The organism is Allobosea sp. RIT-PG3_2, from assembly GCF_057321085.1.
The window spans coordinates 1-15,210 of the sequence record NZ_JBXWCA010000013.1; the positions used below are offsets into that span (position 1 = coordinate 1).

Annotated in this window: 16 protein-coding genes; 10 read left to right on the forward strand and 6 right to left on the reverse strand. The window is 66.9% G+C overall.

What is annotated here, in order from left to right; genetic code table 11:
* Positions 1-613: 613 nt before the first annotated feature.
* The 3 genes from AC2FAN_RS25895 to AC2FAN_RS25905 are packed head-to-tail and all read right to left on the reverse strand — an operon-like array spanning position 614 to position 3,983.
* Positions 614-1,849 carry an SAM-dependent methyltransferase gene (locus AC2FAN_RS25895; protein ID WP_265050135.1) on the reverse strand — a complete coding sequence of 412 codons (1,236 nt, stop codon included), beginning with the start codon at positions 1,847-1,849 and terminating at the stop codon, positions 614-616.
* The gene (locus tag AC2FAN_RS25900; RefSeq protein ID WP_485176894.1) at positions 1,846-2,649 is read right to left on the reverse strand and encodes a DUF1365 domain-containing protein; all 804 of its coding nucleotides are present in this window, start codon (positions 2,647-2,649) and stop codon (positions 1,846-1,848) included. Before AC2FAN_RS25900 ends, AC2FAN_RS25895 begins: the two co-directional genes overlap by 4 nt.
* Positions 2,646-3,983: an NAD(P)/FAD-dependent oxidoreductase gene (locus AC2FAN_RS25905; RefSeq protein WP_265050133.1), complete on the reverse strand. Its 1,338-nt coding sequence runs from the start codon at positions 3,981-3,983 to the stop codon at positions 2,646-2,648. Before AC2FAN_RS25905 ends, AC2FAN_RS25900 begins: the two co-directional genes overlap by 4 nt.
* Positions 3,984-4,131: 148 nt before the next feature.
* Between AC2FAN_RS25905 and AC2FAN_RS25910 the strand changes: the two genes are divergently transcribed.
* From AC2FAN_RS25910 to AC2FAN_RS25935, 6 genes are all read left to right on the forward strand, one after another.
* Entirely contained in the window at positions 4,132-4,731 is a 600-nt protein-coding gene (locus tag AC2FAN_RS25910; RefSeq protein ID WP_485176896.1) for a hypothetical protein, read from the forward strand.
* 30 nt (positions 4,732-4,761) lie between these two features.
* Entirely contained in the window at positions 4,762-5,130 is a 369-nt protein-coding gene (locus AC2FAN_RS25915) for a DUF2147 domain-containing protein (RefSeq protein WP_485176897.1), read from the forward strand.
* Between the two features lie 100 nt (positions 5,131-5,230).
* A complete protein-coding gene (locus tag AC2FAN_RS25920; RefSeq protein ID WP_485176898.1) occupies positions 5,231-5,815 on the forward strand; it encodes a sigma-70 family RNA polymerase sigma factor in 585 nt (194 codons plus the stop codon).
* A complete protein-coding gene (locus AC2FAN_RS25925; RefSeq protein WP_485176899.1) occupies positions 5,812-6,438 on the forward strand; it encodes a ChrR family anti-sigma-E factor in 627 nt (208 codons plus the stop codon). The genes AC2FAN_RS25920 and AC2FAN_RS25925 overlap by 4 nt, the downstream gene beginning before the upstream one ends.
* Before the next feature lie 109 nt (positions 6,439-6,547).
* Positions 6,548-7,237, forward strand: a complete 690-nt coding sequence (locus AC2FAN_RS25930; RefSeq protein ID WP_485176900.1) for a DUF1295 domain-containing protein — start codon at positions 6,548-6,550, stop codon at positions 7,235-7,237.
* On the forward strand, positions 7,234-8,256 hold the full coding sequence (locus AC2FAN_RS25935) for an SAM-dependent methyltransferase (RefSeq protein WP_485176901.1): 1,023 nt from the start codon (positions 7,234-7,236) through the stop codon (positions 8,254-8,256). The genes AC2FAN_RS25930 and AC2FAN_RS25935 overlap by 4 nt, the downstream gene beginning before the upstream one ends.
* A 10-nt stretch (positions 8,257-8,266) precedes the next feature.
* On the opposite strand, the gene AC2FAN_RS25940 is transcribed toward AC2FAN_RS25935, so the two are convergent.
* Positions 8,267-8,680: a DUF2177 family protein gene (locus tag AC2FAN_RS25940; RefSeq protein WP_485176902.1), complete on the reverse strand. Its 414-nt coding sequence runs from the start codon at positions 8,678-8,680 to the stop codon at positions 8,267-8,269.
* A gap of 143 nt (positions 8,681-8,823) precedes the next feature.
* On the opposite strand from AC2FAN_RS25940, the gene AC2FAN_RS25945 reads away from it, so the two are divergent.
* From AC2FAN_RS25945 to AC2FAN_RS25955, 3 genes are all read left to right on the forward strand, one after another.
* Positions 8,824-9,669 carry an alpha/beta hydrolase gene (locus AC2FAN_RS25945; RefSeq protein WP_485176904.1) on the forward strand — a complete coding sequence of 282 codons (846 nt, stop codon included), beginning with the start codon at positions 8,824-8,826 and terminating at the stop codon, positions 9,667-9,669.
* Between the two features lie 152 nt (positions 9,670-9,821).
* A complete protein-coding gene (locus tag AC2FAN_RS25950; RefSeq protein WP_265050124.1) occupies positions 9,822-10,028 on the forward strand; it encodes a hypothetical protein in 207 nt (68 codons plus the stop codon).
* A gap of 85 nt (positions 10,029-10,113) precedes the next feature.
* A complete protein-coding gene (locus AC2FAN_RS25955) occupies positions 10,114-10,377 on the forward strand; it encodes a DksA/TraR family C4-type zinc finger protein (RefSeq protein WP_485176906.1) in 264 nt (87 codons plus the stop codon).
* A 51-nt stretch (positions 10,378-10,428) separates the two neighbouring features.
* Here the strand turns inward: AC2FAN_RS25955 and AC2FAN_RS25960 are convergent, their stop codons facing one another.
* Together AC2FAN_RS25960 and AC2FAN_RS25965 are read right to left on the reverse strand one after the other, a co-directional pair.
* The gene (locus AC2FAN_RS25960) at positions 10,429-11,805 is read right to left on the reverse strand and encodes a sigma-54-dependent transcriptional regulator (RefSeq protein ID WP_485176907.1); all 1,377 of its coding nucleotides are present in this window, start codon (positions 11,803-11,805) and stop codon (positions 10,429-10,431) included.
* Complete coding sequence (locus AC2FAN_RS25965; RefSeq protein WP_485176909.1) at positions 11,802-13,622, reverse strand: sensor histidine kinase; 1,821 nt, start codon at positions 13,620-13,622, stop codon at positions 11,802-11,804. The genes AC2FAN_RS25960 and AC2FAN_RS25965 overlap by 4 nt, the downstream gene beginning before the upstream one ends.
* Before the next feature lie 205 nt (positions 13,623-13,827).
* On the opposite strand from AC2FAN_RS25965, the gene AC2FAN_RS25970 reads away from it, so the two are divergent.
* A complete protein-coding gene (locus tag AC2FAN_RS25970) occupies positions 13,828-15,168 on the forward strand; it encodes a dicarboxylate/amino acid:cation symporter (protein WP_485176910.1) in 1,341 nt (446 codons plus the stop codon).
* Positions 15,169-15,210: the final 42 nt, after the last annotated feature.

The following is a 15,210-nucleotide window of genomic DNA, read 5'->3' on the forward strand; positions in this document are numbered from 1 at the left end:
TCGGACTACCTGCATTTGCGAGAACAGACGCCCAGTTAATATTTCTGGGCCGGTGGAACAGAGCATGGCGCTCGGATCCCTACAGCAACCCCCCATACCCGAATCCGTACTCCAGGCAGTTTTTGATTGGAGCGGGGTCTGGCCTTGCAGCGATTGTCAGCCTAGGCGCGGTGCTGATCCAGTTTAGGAGCCGCCCTCTTCGAGGCGGCCCAGGAGATCGCCAATCAGGATCTGTGGACGGAACAGGCCCTCAAGATCAGCCTGCCCTGGGTAGGGGAGGAACTGCGACGCACCACCGAGATCATGGGGCGCGACTATTGGCCGTCGGGCCTCGAGAAAAACCGGGAGATTATCTCACGGATGATCGAATGGTCGTTTGCAGACGGGCTCATCCCCACACGACCGGCGCCCGAAGAGCTTTTCCTCAGTATCGCCTAGTCGGTGCAAATACGCAGCTTCCTGGATTGACGATCTGTTGCGCGATGGCGATGGCAGCTTCGTCGTCATCGCCATGTCAACCGCTCGGTAGTGGGCGCATCGCCCGCTACCGAAATCGGTTCAACCCTGCAGGGAAGCATCTCGCTCGCTTCGGGATAAGCGGGCTGCGCGTGGATCAGCTGCCCCGCAACGCGATCAGGTTGACGTCGATGGTTCGTGCCCTGAAGCCGGCTTCGCAATAGCAGAGGTAGAACTCCCACAACCGGCGAAAAGGCTCGTCGAAGCCGAGCGGTGCGATCTCGGACCAGCGCTCCAGAAAACGCCGGCGCCACTCCTTGAGCGTCAAGGCGTAGCTCTCGCCGAAGTCGAGTTGCTCGGTGACGGAGAGACCGGCTGCTTCCGCCTTGCTCTTCACCGCAGGGACGGATGGCAGGCAGCCGCCGGGGAAGATGTAGCGCTGGATGAAATCGGTGCCCTGCTGATAGTCCTCGAACATATGTTCGTCGATCGTGATCGCCTGCAGGACGACCCGGCCGCCGGGCCGTAGCGAGCGGCGCAAGGTGGCGAAGTAGGACGGCCAATATCCCCGCCCGACCGCCTCGATCATCTCGATCGAGACGATGCGGTCGAACTGGCCGGAGATGTCGCGGTAGTCCTGCAGTTGCAGGCTGACGCGTTCGCCCAGGCCGGCCTCGGCAATGCGCCGCTGCGCTGCCTCGAGTTGCGAAGGCGACAGGGTGATCGCGGTCACGCGGCAGCCTTCGCGGGCCAGCCGCTCCGCCAGCGCGCCCCAGCCGCAGCCGATCTCGAGGATATGCTCGCCGCCGGAAAGGTCGAGCATGGCGACGATCCTGTCGAGCCTGCGCTGCTGCGCGGCTTCGAGGGTTTCCGTCGGCGTTTCGTAGAGCGCCGAGGAGTACATCATGCTGGCGTCGAGCCAATGGCCGTAGAACGCGTTGCCGAGGTCGTAATGCGCCGTGATGTTGCGGCGGCTGCCCGCGCGGGTATTGGCATTCCGCACATGCCGGAAGCGATTGAGCAGGCGTGCCGGCCACGCGCCGGAGGTCAGCCGGCGCAGCGTCGCATCGTTGCGCGCGCCGAGCTCGATCAATGCGGTGAGATCGGGCGTATCGAGATCGCCGTCGCGATAGGCCTCGGCCAGTCCGATATCGCCGTCGAGCAGCAGCCGCCGCATCGCGCGCCACTTCTTCAGGATCAGCGTGGCCTGAGGGCCGGGTGCGCCATGTCCGTTCTGGAGGCGCTCGCCCTCGGGCGTGACGACGGTCAGGCGGCCGACGGCGATGCGCGCGAGCGCGCGGCGCAGGAACCAGCGCGACAGGCTGATGCCGCGCGGCAGCTCAAGCGATTGCTCGACCATGGGGAGATTCTGCTCTGTCTCGGGCCGGCTCATGGCTGTATCGGTCCTTTCGCATGAGGCGTCACGGCGTTGCCCGGGCTGAAGGGCTGTTCCGGCGGGGCCGGATGCGGCCGCCAGGGAATGCGCTTCGCCAGTAGACGCAGCGCATGCCAATGAATGGCGGCGGTGACCTTCAGGGTGAGGAGCGGGTGGCTCGCCAGCAGCCGCAGCAGTGCCGCGTCGCTCAATGCCGCGCGTCTGCCGCTCATCGTGGCGGCGATCAGCCGACCGTCGGCATCGTGACCGTCGATGGTGATTGAGACATTCTCTGCGGGCGGTACGACCTGGAAGGCATAGCGCATCGCCAGACCCATGAAGGGCGAGACATGGAAGAGCTTGCGGGCCTCCTGCCGGAGCGGCTCTCCCGAGGCATCGGCCGGCATGACGTAGCTGTGGATCTCGCCGAAGGTGTTGTGCACCTCATAGACGGTGGCGCAGAGGCTGCCGTCACGGCGATGGCAGAAATAGGTGCTGATCGGGTTGAAGGCGTAGCCGAGGATACGCGGCATCGTCAGCAGCCGGATCGGGCCATCGTCCCAGGGGATATCGGCGCTCGCCAGAGCTTCGCCGATCTGCGCCCGCAAGGGTCGCCCGCTACGGTCGCCGTAATCGGCATCGCGAAAGGCGTAGAGATTGAAGCGATTGCGCGAGAAGGTTCTCAGGCTCGCGGCGAGCGCATCGATCTCATCGAGGTCGAGCAGCATCCAGAAGACGCGATAGGCCAGGGCATGCGGTTTCGGCCGGAACCGGCGGTGTCGCACCTGCCCGACGTAAAGGGCGGAGTTCCAGCTCATGCCGCCTGCTCGCGCTGAGCGGGCAACGGGATGCGGCCGGACTCGTCGCGCACGCGCCAGGGCCGCCGCACGCCGCCGAGCGCCTCGGCGACCGCGAGCCCGGCCTGTAGCCCGTCCTCATGAAAACCGGATCCGAAATAGGCGCCGCAGAACCAGCTGCGCCGACTGCCCTGCAGCGACCAGAGCCGCGTCTGCGCGTCGAGCGCGGCGGCATCGAACAGCGGGTGCTCGTAGATCTCCTCATGGAGGATGGTCTCCTTGCGGAGCGTGTCCGGCGGGTTGAGGGTGACGAAGAGCGGCCGCTCCTGCGGCAGGCCTTGAAGCCGGTTCATCCAATAGGTGACGGCGCAGGCGGCCTCTGGCCGGCTCCGGTCGCCGATATGGTTCCAGCTTGCCCAGGCTCGCCGGCGCCGAGGCATCAGGGCCGTGTCGCCATGCAGCACGGTACGGTTGCGGCTGTAGCGGAAGGCACCGAGTGCCTCGGCCTCCGCCGTGCCGGGGTCGGCGAGCAGGGCCAGCGTCTGGTCGGCATGAACAGCGAAGACGACCTGGTCGAAGCGCTCGCTCCAGCCGTCGCCCGCGAGCACGACCTCGTTCGGCCCGCGCCTGACTTGCCTCACCGGCGAGCCGGTCCTGACCTCACCCGAAAAGGCGTTGCGCAGCCTCTCGACATAGACGGCGCTGCCGCCGGTCACGGTGCGCCAGGCCGGCCGATCGGTGAGCTGGAGTAGCCCGTGATTGTGATGGAAACGCAGGAAGGCCGCGGCAGGATAGGACAGGATTTCCGCGCAGGGCGCCGACCAGATCGCCGCGGCCATCGGCAGAAGGTGGTCGTCCCGGAAGGCGGCGCCATAACAGCCGGCTGCGAGGTAGTCGCCCAGCGAAATCTCCGCCGCAACGCCGATCAGAGCATCACGCGATGCGGCGCGGTAGAAGCGACGGATGTCCTGCAGCATCGCCCAGAAGCGCGGGCGGAACAGGTTGCTGCGTTGAGCGAACAGCCCGGTGATGCTGGTGCCGCTATATTCCAGGCGGCCGTCGTCGAGCGATACTGCAAAGGACATCTCGGTCGGCTGCGTCGCGACGCCAAGATGCTCCATCAGCGCGATGAAATTCGGATAGGTCGCCTCGTTGTAGACGATGAAGCCGGTATCGACCGCCGTCTCGCCGCCATCCCCGGCGACGCGAACCGTGTTGGCGTGCCCGCCGAGCCGAGCGGCGGCCTCGAACAGCACGACGTCGTGCGCCTGTCCCAGCAGCCAGGCGGCGGAGAGGCCGGAGATACCGGCACCGATCACAGCGATCCTCATCGGCTTGTCCAGCGCCCGTTCCATCTCCGCATCCCCGCTTTTCATGAGGGGTATACGCGGGGGGCTCCGTTCTGGATTTGCCGCGGATCGTCAAAAGCGCGTTGGCCGGGTGACCCGAAGGCCGGGCTGCGGCGTAAGCGAAGAGGGATCGGAGAGTCGCGAGGGTTCGGCGATGAGGTTGAATGGCCTGAAGCGAGGGATCGCGGCGATCGGCGCCTATGCCGCACATCCCGACCCGCGAGCGGCGATCGCCAATACCATCGCGCTCGTGATCGTCTCGAACCAGCCTTTCTATCCGCTTTATCTCTACTGGGCGGTGTCGCCTGCGATCTCGCCGTCCTACGTCACCTTCCTGTCGACGCCCTTCTTCGCGGCGGTGCCGGCCGCGATGCGCCGCAGCCCACTTCTCGGGCGCTCGCTTTTGCTAATGGCTGGCATCGGCAACACGCTGCTGTGCCGCGTCGCGTTCGGCCCGGGCTCAGGCGTCGAAGTCTTCCTGTTTCCTTGCCTCGTGCTCGCGCTGCTGCTGTTTCGCCGCTCCGAACGCGCGTTTGCCCTGGGCTTCGCTGCGCTCGCATTCTTCGCCTATCTGCTGCCTGCGGAGATGCTCGGCGCGCCGCTGCATCTCTACGAGCAGGGCGAATATGCGGCGCTGCAGCGCCTGAACTTCCTGAGCGCGGCCTCGCTGACCGCGCTGATCGGCTGGCTCTTCGCTGCCCGCCTCGACACGATTTCGCGCTCCGATGAAACCGCTGACGCTCGTGGCGCGTAGACGAGGGGCATTCGCTGAAAGGACATTGCCATGAGGCGTTTTCCGCTCGCTCTCGCTTTCGCGTCTCTTTCGGCCGCGAGCGCGGCCGCTACCGATCTCGACGGCACATGGCTGCGCGACGACGGCAATGCGCGCGTGCGCATCGCGCCCTGCGGCGACAAGATCTGCGCCACCAATCTCTGGATCGGCGACACCAGCAAGGGCGAGGCGGCCGGCGACAAGCTCATCATGACCTTATCGCGCCAGCCCGACGGGACCTTTTCCGGGAACGCCTACGATCCCAAGCGCGACTGGAGCTATTCGATGACGATCACGGCGACGGCCGGCGCGCTCACCACGCGTGGCTGCATCGTCGGGCGCCTGATCTGCCGCGACGTGAACTGGAAGGCCGCCGAATGATATCGGCTCGCGCTGCCGGAGCCCATCGGCCGGTGATCCGGGGCGGCGACGCCGGCGTATCTCACATATGGTTGCCGCACTCGCCCTGACTGTCGATGGCATGCGCAAGGCGGGAGCAGCGCAAGGAGGTCGTTTCGTCGTCTTGTTCGACCCCAACACATTGATTGCCGCGATCGCATGCTCGGGTGACCGGGCAGCCTTCGTCGCGCTGTTCGACCATTTCGCGCCGCGCGTGAAGGGGCTGCTGATGCGCGGCGGCACCCCGGCGGAGCTGGCCGAGGAGGTCGCACAGGAGACGCTGCTGACCGTCTGGCGCAAGGCGGCGCTGTTCGACCCCGCGAAAGCGAGCGCATCGACCTGGATCGCGACCATCGCGCGCAATCAACGCATCGACATCGCCCGTCGGGAAACCCGGTCGCGGCTGTCCCAAGTTTACGAGATCCTGGATGAAGAAGCCCCCGAACAACCCGACACGACGCTCGCCGGAGCCGAGCGCGAGGCGCGCGTGCGGGCTGCGATGACGCAGCTTTCTGCCGATCAGTATCGCGTCGTCGAACTGGCCTTCCTGGAAGGCTTCAGCCACCAGGACGTCGCTCAACGCCTCGCCATTCCGCTGGGCACGGTCAAGTCGCGGCTGCGGCTGGCGCTGTCGCATCTGCGCGGCAAACTGGAGGATTTGCGATGAGCATCGCGCATCGTCCATCCGATGAAATGCTGGCTACGTTCGCCGCGGGCCAACTCGACGAAGGCCTTGCGCTGGTGGTCGCCGCCCATGTCGAGGCGGATCGCGAGAGCCGGAAGCGGGTGCAGGAACTGCAGGCTGTGCAGGGCGCCCTCCTCGATGCGGTCGAGCCCGTCGCGATGGATATGGGGCCGCCGTATTCGCGGCTGGTCGGGCCCGATGCTGCAGGGTTCGGCCAAGCTTCGCCGGCGGCCGAGCCGGGGCTGCCCGGAGTGCTGCGTCCCTATGGCCTCGGCCCGTGGCGGCCGATCGGCATCCGGATCGCCCTGCGGCGCGTCGAGGTTCCCGGCGCGGAAGCGCGCGTGTTCATGCTGCGCGCCGGGCCGGGCATCGCATTGCCGCATCACAAGCATAGCGGCCTCGAATGGACCACGATCCTCTCGGGCGCCTACGAGCACGAATATGGGCGCTATGCGGCCGGCGATTTCGACGAAGCCGATTCCGACCATGATCACACGCCGCGCGTCGACCCGGTCGAGGGCTGCACCTGCATCGTCGCCATGACCGGGAACGTGCTGTTCCAGGGCTGGCTCGGCCGGCTGCTGCAGCCGCTGGTGCGGCTGTGACCATCGCCTCCTTCGCCATGGCCGTCGTTTTCACGGCCGTGGCGATGGCGGGGTTCATGGCGCTGGCGACGTTGATCGAACGCCGCAGCGGCAATTCCGGCTGATCGACGTGGTCTGGACCTTCGGCCTCGGCGCAACCGGTATCGCCGGCGCGCTGCTGCCGTTCGGGGCGGGGCCGATATCGCGGCGCTGGCTGGTGGCAGGGCTCGCGCTTGCCTGGTCGCTGCGGCTCGGGCTGCACATCGCGCGCCGGACAAGCGGGATCAGCGAGGACCCGCGCTATGCGAAGCTCAAGCGCGACTGGGGCAGTGATGCGCCCAGGCAGATGGTCCGGCTGCTCCAGATGCAGGCGCTGGTCAGCATTCCGCTGGCGCTGGGGATCGTCCTGGCGGCGCATAGCCCCGCGCCTGTGCTGGGATGGCAGGACCTCGCCGGTATCATCGTCTTCGTCGCCGGTCTGGCGGGCGGCGCGGTTGCGGACGGGCAGCTGCGTGCCTTCGCCAGTTCCGGACGGGGCGGCGTCTGCGATCGTGGCCTGTGGCGCTGGTCGCGACACCCGAACTACTTCTTCGAATGCCTGCTCTGGTGCTCCTACGCGGTGATCGCGCCCGCCATGTCCTATCCGTGGGGCTGGCTCGCTCTGCTGGCGCCGGCCTGCATCACGCTGCTGCTCACGCGCATCTCGGGCATCCCGCCATTGGAGGAGCACATGCTCGCCAAGCACGGCGCGGCCTATCGGGCCTACCAGAACCGAACCAGCGCGCTGATCCCGCTGCCGCCGAAAGGAGCGACGCCATGACCTTCATGCAGAGGCTCTCGAACTGGGGCGAGGGGCTGCCCGTGCCCGACGCCGTCAGCCGCATGGTGATCGCCTCGCTGGTCGGGCGCACGGATCGGTCGCTCGCGACGCAATCCGCCGATGCGGCGGCATTCGCGCGCGGGATGGCGGCGTTCCCGATCGCTGTTCATACCGACACCGCCAATACCCAGCATTACGAGGTGCCTGCCGCCTTCTTCGACCAGGTGCTCGGAGCGCGGCGGAAATATTCCTGCTGCTACTACGCCGACCCCGGGGATACCCTGGCGACTGCGGAAGAGACGGCGCTGACGCTGACGGCGGAGCATGCCGACCTCGCCGATGGGCAGGATATCCTCGAGCTCGGCTGCGGCTGGGGTTCGCTCTCGCTGTGGATGGCCGAGCGCTATCCGAAGGCGCGGATCGTCTCGGTCTCCAACTCGGCCTCGCAGCGCGCCTTCATCGAGGAGCAGGCCGTTCGGCGTCGGCTCGTCAACCTGCAGGTTGTCACGGCCGACATGAACGATTTCGCCTCGGAGGAGCGCTTCGACCGCGTCGTCTCCGTGGAGATGTTCGAGCACATGGCGAACTGGCAAGTCCTTCTCGGGCGCATCCATGGCTGGCTGAAGCCGGACGGGCGGCTGTTCTTCCACGTCTTCGCCCATGCGCAGGGCTGCTACCGGTTCGATGTCGCCGATACCGGTGACTGGATCGCGCAGCATTTCTTCACCGGCGGACTGATGCCGAGCGCTGCGCTGGCCCATCAGTTCCCCGATCTCTTCGCCGTCGAGGCGGAGTGGCGCTGGAGCGGCGAGCATTATCGGGCGACCGCCGAGGACTGGCTGGCGAATTTCGATCGCAACCTGCCGACGATCGACCCGATTCTGCGCCAGGTCTACGGTGCGGAAGCGCCGCTCTGGCGTCGGCGCTGGCGCCTGTTCTTTCTGGCGACGAGCGGGCTGTTCGGCCATGCGGCCGGGGCGTCATGGGGCGTCAATCACTATCGCCTGCGCCCGGCCTGACGGGCAGGGGCTAAACCCAGCCCCATTCCATGGCGCGGCGGACCGCTCCATAGGCGATCCAGCTGCAGAAACCGACCACGACCGTGCCATAGGCGAGGTCCGCCAGCGTGATCGTCAGCGTCCACGGGCGCAGCGTGGCGTAGTTCGTCAGGTCATAGGTCGCGTAGGCGAGGAGGCCGATCAGGGCGCCGTTCATCAGCGCGGCGCTCGCACTTCCATCGCGTAGGGCCGGCATGAGCGCGAAGTGCACGACGCCGAGCGGAAAGCCAAAATAGAACAGTGCGGCGGGCCAGTAGCGCACCTGCTCGACGATCAGGTCGCCGAGGGCCGGCCGGTAGAGCCTCGCCGTCATCGTGCCGAGCCAGATGGCATCGCAGATTCCGAAGGCGACGAGGAAGGCGATGTAGGCGGCGACGAAGCGCATGACGACCTCCGGGGCTGTGCATGGAGATACGTCGGGCATGCGGCCCCGGTTCAGTAGCGGCGTCGCTTTCGCATGATCGGCCCCGCGGATCCAAACGGCCCGACCGGGCGTATAAGCCGAATGCACTCAAGACGATGGCGACCATGACGACCGAAATCTCCCGCCGTGCGATCGTTCCCGTGCTGGCGGCCGGAGCGCTTCCAGGCTGCTCCACGCTTCGACCGGGTGGCCTGACCGACGGCGCACGCGATGTCGCCTATGGCCGCCATCCCAGGCAGCGCATGGACATCTATGTCCCGCAAGGCGGGGGCACCGACAGGCCGGTCGTCTTCTTCATCTATGGCGGTTCCTGGGCCAATGGCAGCAAGGAGACTTACGCCTTCGTCGGAGAGGCGTTCGCCGCGCGGGGCTTCGTCACCGTGATCGCGGATTATCGTCTCGTTCCCGAGGCCCGCTTTCCGGTCTTCATCGAGGATGGCGCCCTCGCTCTGCGCTTCGTCCGTGACAACATCGCTCGTTACGGCGGCGCTCCGCGCCAGGTTCACGTCATCGGCCACTCGGCCGGCGCCTACAACGCCATGATGCTGACGCTGGACAGGCGCTATCTTGCCGCCGCCGGGCTGCCTTCGCGTTATATCCGCTCCGCCGTCGGGCTTTCGGGCCCTTATGATTTCCTGCCGCTCGACATCGAGGTCACGAAGGCTGCATTCGGAAACGCCCGCGACCTTGCGCAAACGCAGCCGATCAACTTTGCGCGCAGCGACGCTCCGCCGATCCTTCTGGTGACCGGCTCCGACGATACCACCGTGCTGCCGCGCAACAGCGAGCGGCTCGCGGTCGCGCTGCAACGGGCCGGCGCGAGATCGGTCTCTCTCAAGATCTATCCCGGGCTCGGCCACGCCGAAACAGTGGCAGCGATTTCGAGCCTTCTGCAGTGGCGGGCGCCGATCCTGGACGATGTCACGGGGTTTCTCACCTCGACGCGCTGAATACCGCACCGCATACGATGCTTCTTCTGCGGCTGTGCAGGCCCACCCGTGGACTGAGGCGCCGTGAGCTTGTAGCGAAATCTCCACGGACAAACCGCCGCTGCCCGGGCAAGCCGATGCCGCCAGCGGGCGGGTCCGAATGGAGACTGCAGATGCCCAAGCTTTGCAAATTCACCTCGCCGAAGGACGGCCAGCCCGTCTACGTCAACCCCGATCAGGTCGCCGCGGTCTACACGTTCAAGGGCCAGCCACCGGACACGATCATCGCTTTCCGCAAGGACTTTCTGCTCGGGGTGAAGGAGAGCCTCGATGATGTCGTGAACGCGCTCGAAAAGGCGGCGGCGGCCAGCGGCTCCTAGGCAGGGACGAGCTTCGGCGGAGGCGGCGCGCAGGCGTTGGATTCTCGGCCACGGACCCCATATCCTCTGGCTCAGGAGGTGCATGATGGCCAGCGGCTGGACCCCTGACGGGGCCGTTCAGGATCAGATCGATGATTCCGTCAACGACGCGGTTCGGCTGGCGCGGGCGCAACTGCCGTCCGGTCCGGGGGAGATTCATTGCCAGGAATGTGGCGACGAAATCCCCGAAGCGCGCCGCCGCGCCATGCCCGGCGCCCGGCTCTGCGTGCATTGCCAGGCGGGCCATGATCGGCCGGCGGCATCATCCGCCTATAACCGGCGCGGCAGCAAGGACAGCCAGCTCAGATAGGGGTCACGGAGAGCCTGTAAAACGCCGCAATGCTCGGCATTGGCGGAGCTTTCATCGCCCGACCGTTCCGGGCTCATAGGCGATACGATCGATGCCGTGGCGCGCGAGCTTGTCGTAGAACGTCTTGCGGGGAATGCGGAGCTTCTCCAGCGCGGCGCGGACATCGCCCTGGTTTTCCTGCAGGGCTTCCCGGATCAGCGTCGCCTCAAAGGCGTTGAGTCGTTCGGGCAAGCTCAGCGCTTCGGTTTCGTCCTGCTTTCGGACCGGCAGCAGGTTGTCCGGCAGGCCGAGTGCGACGCGCTCGGCGAAGTGGACGAGTTCGCGCACATTGCCCGGCCAATCGTTCTCGACGAGGTGGCGCTCCACGGCACGGTCCAATGGCGGCACCTCCCGACGATATTTTTCCGCGGCCCGCGCCAGGAAGCGGGTGAAGAGCAGCGGGATATCGCGGCGGCGCTCGCGCAGCGGCGGTATGCGCAGGGTCACCACGTTGAGGCGGTAGTACAGATCCTCGCGGAAATCGCCGCGTTGCGCGGGGTCGCCGAGATCGACCTTGGTCGCGGCCACGACCCTCAGATCGACGCGGCGCAGATCGTTGGAGCCGAGCGGCGCGATCTCGCGCATCTCCAGGACGCGCAGCAGCTTGACCTGGGCCGTGATCGGCATGCTCTCCAGCTCGTCGAGGAAAAGCGTGCCGCCGCTGGAATGCTCGATGCGGCCGATGCGTCGTTTCTGCGCGCCGGTGAAGGCGCCCGGCTCGTAGCCGAAGAGCTCGCTCTCGATGACGCTGTCGGGCAGGGCGCCGCAGTTCAGCGCGACGAAGGGCTTGTCGCGCCGCCGGCCGAGACGATGAAGCAGACTCGCGACGACCTCCTTGCCCGTGCCCGTCTCGCCGAGGATCAGCACGTCGACATCGACATCGGCGAGCTCGCGGATGGTCTGGCGCAGGCGGGTGATGCCGGCCGTTTCGCCGATGAGGGCGCCGTCCTCCTCGCCCTGCGCCGCCAGTGCCCGCAGGCGGCGGTTCTCGAGGATGAGCGCGCGCTTCTCGGCCGCGCGCCGCAGGCTCTCGACGAGGCGCTCGCCGGCATAGGGTTTCGCGATGAAGTCGTAGGCGCCTTCGTTCATCGCGCCGACCGCCGTCTCGATGTCGGCATGGCCCGAGATCATGATCACCGGGATGTCACGGTCGAGTGCCTGCAAGCGCCGGAACAGCTCGATCCCATCCATGCCGGGCATGCGGATATCGGTGACGACGATACCCGGATAATCGGGTCCGATCCGCTGCAGCGCCGCCTGGCCGGAGGGCAGCGCCATCGCCCGGAACCCGGCCAGGCGCAACGCCTGCACATTGGCGTCCCGCAGATCGGGATCGTCGTCGACGAAGGCGACCTCGATCGCGTCGATGGGAGCGCCGGGATCGGTCATGCAGCAGCCCTCTTCAGATCGATGACGAAGCTCGCGCCGTCGCCCGGCCGGCTCCTGGCGGTCAGCGTGCCGCCAAACGATGTGACCATGTCCTGCGAGATCACCAGCCCAAGTCCGAGCCCCTTCGGCTTCGTTGTGCTGAACGGAGTGAAGAGCTGCGCCAGCGCTTCCTGCGACAGGCCGGGGCCGCGATCCGTGATCGTGACCTCGACCCGGTCGCCGCGCGGGGTGACGGTGATGGCGAGCGCGGGCTCGCCCCGGTCGCCGCCTTCGAGCAGGGCCTCGGTCGCGTTGCGCAGGAGGTTGACCAGCACCTGTTCGAGCTCGATCGGCCGGGCGGTGACGAGGACCGATTCCGGCGGGGCCGTGACGACCGGCGTCACGCCGGCCTGACGCAGCGGGCCTTCCAGCAGGGTCAGCGCGCCTTCAATGACACTGGCGACGGGAACGGGCACAAGCGGCCCCTTGCCGCGCCGCGCGAAGCCGCGCAGGGCCTCGGTGATCGCGCCGATCCGGTCCGTCAGCGAGACGATCCGCACCAGCGCGCCGTCGGCCTCGGCGGCGTCGGAGCGCTTCAGGAAGGCCCGGGCATTCTCGGCATAGGTGCGCAAGGCTGCCAGCGGCTGGTTGACCTCATGGGCAACGCCGGCGGTAATCTGGCCGAGTGTCGCGAGGCGGTTGGCCTTGGCTAACTCCTCTCTGACGTTTGACAGGCGCTCCTGCGCCCGGGTCCGCTTCGCCATCTCGGCGACGAGGCGTTGATTGGCGCCGGCGAGCTCGGCCGTCCGTTCGGCGACGCGTTCCTCCAACTCGGCCTTCGCCCGGGCGTCCGCCTCGCGCCGTGCCAGATTGTGCTGGCGGCGGCGCAGGGCGAAGGAGGCGAGCGCGGCGCCCGGCATCAGCACGAGCGCGACCAGCGCCTGCGATTGCGAGCGGCCGGAGGTAATCACCGCATCGACAGGCAGCAGCACCTCCAGTGCCCAGTCCGTCGTCGGAACGGGCTGGCGCATCTGGACATAGCGACCGGCGAGCGGGCTCAGCCCCTGTACCAGCTCTCCCTGCGGCCGCAGCGGCAGCAGCGTCAGCGGCGCTGCGCCGAACTGAAGCGAATCCCGGATCGCAGCTGCCGTCGCTGGGTCGAGCGGAGCCTCGACCCGGAAGCGCCAATCCTCGATCGTCGCGAGCAGCACCACGCCGCGCCGGTCGACGACATAGGTCTCACCGCCGAGAGCCCGCCAATCCGCCTCGACCCGGTCGAACTCGACCTTGACGACGATCACGCCGAGGCTCTGGCCGGCCTCCTCGATCCGCCGCGTGATATAGAGGCCTGGCCGCTGGCTGACCGTGCCGAGCGCGAACTGCTCTGCGCTTCCGGTGGCGACGGCCCCCCTGAAATAATCGCGGAAACTGTAGTCGCTGCCGACGAAGCTCGTCGGTTCGTTCCAGTTGCTGGCCGCGATCGCGACGCCATCGGGACCGAGCAGATAGATCACCGCGGCCCGCGCCTCGCGCGCGATGATCTCCAGCTTGAGGTCGAGCCCGTGCCGGCTGCCGCCGGCCAGCGCCTGCCTAACGTCCGGATCGCGGGCGAGGATGACCGGCAGGGCGCGCTGCTTTTCGAGTTCGCCGCGCAGGATGGCGAGAGCCAGCGTTCCCGCATCCTCGGCGCGGGCCTGCGTGCCCGCGATGGCGCGGCTGCGGCCGATCTCGCCGGCGGCGAACAGCGACGCGATGGCGACCGCCGCTGCAGCCAGTCCGAAGACCAGCCAAAACAGCCTGGCAGTGCCTTTCCCCAGATCGAGCAATGGGCGGCTCATGCATTGTCGTTGTGCGGATTTCCGCACAAATCAAGAGGGGTGCGTGCGGGTTCTCGCCAGATGGTTTCAAGAAGAACGACCGCTCGTCCGCTAACATCTTGTTTTGTCAAATTTTTTGCATTTTCCGGCAGTTGGCACGCCGGTTGCCCAAGGGGCGCAGCGGTTTCGAACAAGAGCAAAACACCGCAGACCCAAGGAGCACATCATGGCGACTACGCTCGATCTCGCGCACGCCCAGCCGGCGGCGCGACCGAAGAAATTCTACCAGCAGCTCTATGTACAGGTCCTGTTCGCGATCGCGGCGGGCATCCTGCTCGGCCATTTCTGGCCGGAACAGGGCACGGCCATGAAGCCGCTCGGCGATGCCTTCATCAAGCTGGTGAAGATGATCATCGCACCGGTGATCTTCCTGACGGTCTCGACCGGGATCGCGGGCATGAGCGACATGCAGAAGGTCGGGCGCGTCGCCGGTAAGGCGATGATCTATTTCCTGACGTTCTCGACGCTCGCCCTGATCATCGGCCTCATCGTCGGCAATATCGTCCAGCCGGGCGCCGGGCTGCATATCGGCGCAGCCAGCCTGGATGCCAAGGCGGTGCAGGGCTATGCGGCCAAGGCGCATGACTCGAGCATCATCGGCTTCCTGCAGAACATCATTCCCGACACCATCGTCGGCGCCTTTGCCTCGGGCGATATCCTCCAGGTGCTGTTCTTCTCGGTGCTATTTGGCCTCTCGCTGTCGATGGTCGGCGAGCGCGGCAAGCCGGTGCTCGATTTCCTGCAGGCGCTCTCGACCCCGATCTTCAAGCTGGTCGCGATCCTGATGAAGGCGGCACCGCTCGGCGCCTTCGGCGCGATGGCCTTCACCATCGGCCGCTACGGTATCGGCTCCGTCGCCAATCTCGCGATGCTGATTGCAACCTTCTACCTGACGGCGGCGATCTTCGTGCTTGTCGTGCTCGGCGCCGTCGCCCGCTACAACGGCTTTTCGATCCTGGCGCTGATCCGCTACATCAAGGAGGAGATCCTCCTCGTCATCGGCACCAGCTCCTCCGAAGCCGCTCTGCCGAGCCTGATGGAGAAGATGGAGGCGGCTGGCTGCAAGCGCTCCGTCGTCGGCCTGGTCATCCCGACCGGCTATTCCTTCAATCTCGACGGCACCAACATCTACATGACGCTGGCTGCGCTGTTCATCGCGCAGGCGATGGACATCCATCTGCCGCTCGGCGACCAGATTCTGCTGCTGCTCGTCGCCATGCTCAGCTCGAAGGGCGCGGCCGGCATCACCGGTGCGGGCTTCATCACGCTGGCGGCGACGCTCTCGGTGGTTCCCGCCGTCCCGGTCGCGGGCATGGCGCTCATCCTCGGCATCGACCGCTTCATGTCGGAATGCCGGGCTGTGACCAACTTCATCGGCAACGCCGTCGCGACGATCGTGGTGGCGCGCTGGGAAGGCGAGCTCGATCAGGACCAGCTGCAGGCGGCACTGAGCGGGCACTCTCCGCTGGTGGTGGATGGCGAGGTGCTGGCGGTTCCGGCCGAGTAAGATCTGCGAAGGCCCGCAGCGCCATGCCCATACGGCGCTGCG

Coding starts and splice junctions, on each gene's coding strand:
- AC2FAN_RS25935 (WP_485176901.1), top strand. CDS start 7,234: ATGACCTTCATGCAGAGGCTCTCGAACTGGGGCGAGGGGCTGCCCGTG.
- AC2FAN_RS25950 (WP_265050124.1), top strand. CDS start 9,822: ATGCCCAAGCTTTGCAAATTCACCTCGCCGAAGGACGGCCAGCCCGTC.
- AC2FAN_RS25945 (WP_485176904.1), top strand. CDS start 8,824: ATGACGACCGAAATCTCCCGCCGTGCGATCGTTCCCGTGCTGGCGGCC.
- AC2FAN_RS25940 (WP_485176902.1), bottom strand. CDS start 8,680: ATGCGCTTCGTCGCCGCCTACATCGCCTTCCTCGTCGCCTTCGGAATC.
- AC2FAN_RS25925 (WP_485176899.1), top strand. CDS start 5,812: ATGAGCATCGCGCATCGTCCATCCGATGAAATGCTGGCTACGTTCGCC.
- AC2FAN_RS25905 (WP_265050133.1), bottom strand. CDS start 3,983: ATGGAACGGGCGCTGGACAAGCCGATGAGGATCGCTGTGATCGGTGCC.
- AC2FAN_RS25960 (WP_485176907.1), bottom strand. CDS start 11,805: ATGACCGATCCCGGCGCTCCCATCGACGCGATCGAGGTCGCCTTCGTC.
- AC2FAN_RS25910 (WP_485176896.1), top strand. CDS start 4,132: ATGAGGTTGAATGGCCTGAAGCGAGGGATCGCGGCGATCGGCGCCTAT.
- AC2FAN_RS25955 (WP_485176906.1), top strand. CDS start 10,114: ATGGCCAGCGGCTGGACCCCTGACGGGGCCGTTCAGGATCAGATCGAT.
- AC2FAN_RS25970 (WP_485176910.1), top strand. CDS start 13,828: ATGGCGACTACGCTCGATCTCGCGCACGCCCAGCCGGCGGCGCGACCG.
- AC2FAN_RS25915 (WP_485176897.1), top strand. CDS start 4,762: ATGAGGCGTTTTCCGCTCGCTCTCGCTTTCGCGTCTCTTTCGGCCGCG.
- AC2FAN_RS25900 (WP_485176894.1), bottom strand. CDS start 2,649: ATGAGCTGGAACTCCGCCCTTTACGTCGGGCAGGTGCGACACCGCCGG.
- AC2FAN_RS25895 (WP_265050135.1), bottom strand. CDS start 1,849: ATGAGCCGGCCCGAGACAGAGCAGAATCTCCCCATGGTCGAGCAATCG.
- AC2FAN_RS25965 (WP_485176909.1), bottom strand. CDS start 13,622: ATGAGCCGCCCATTGCTCGATCTGGGGAAAGGCACTGCCAGGCTGTTT.
- AC2FAN_RS25920 (WP_485176898.1), top strand. CDS start 5,231: ATGCGCAAGGCGGGAGCAGCGCAAGGAGGTCGTTTCGTCGTCTTGTTC.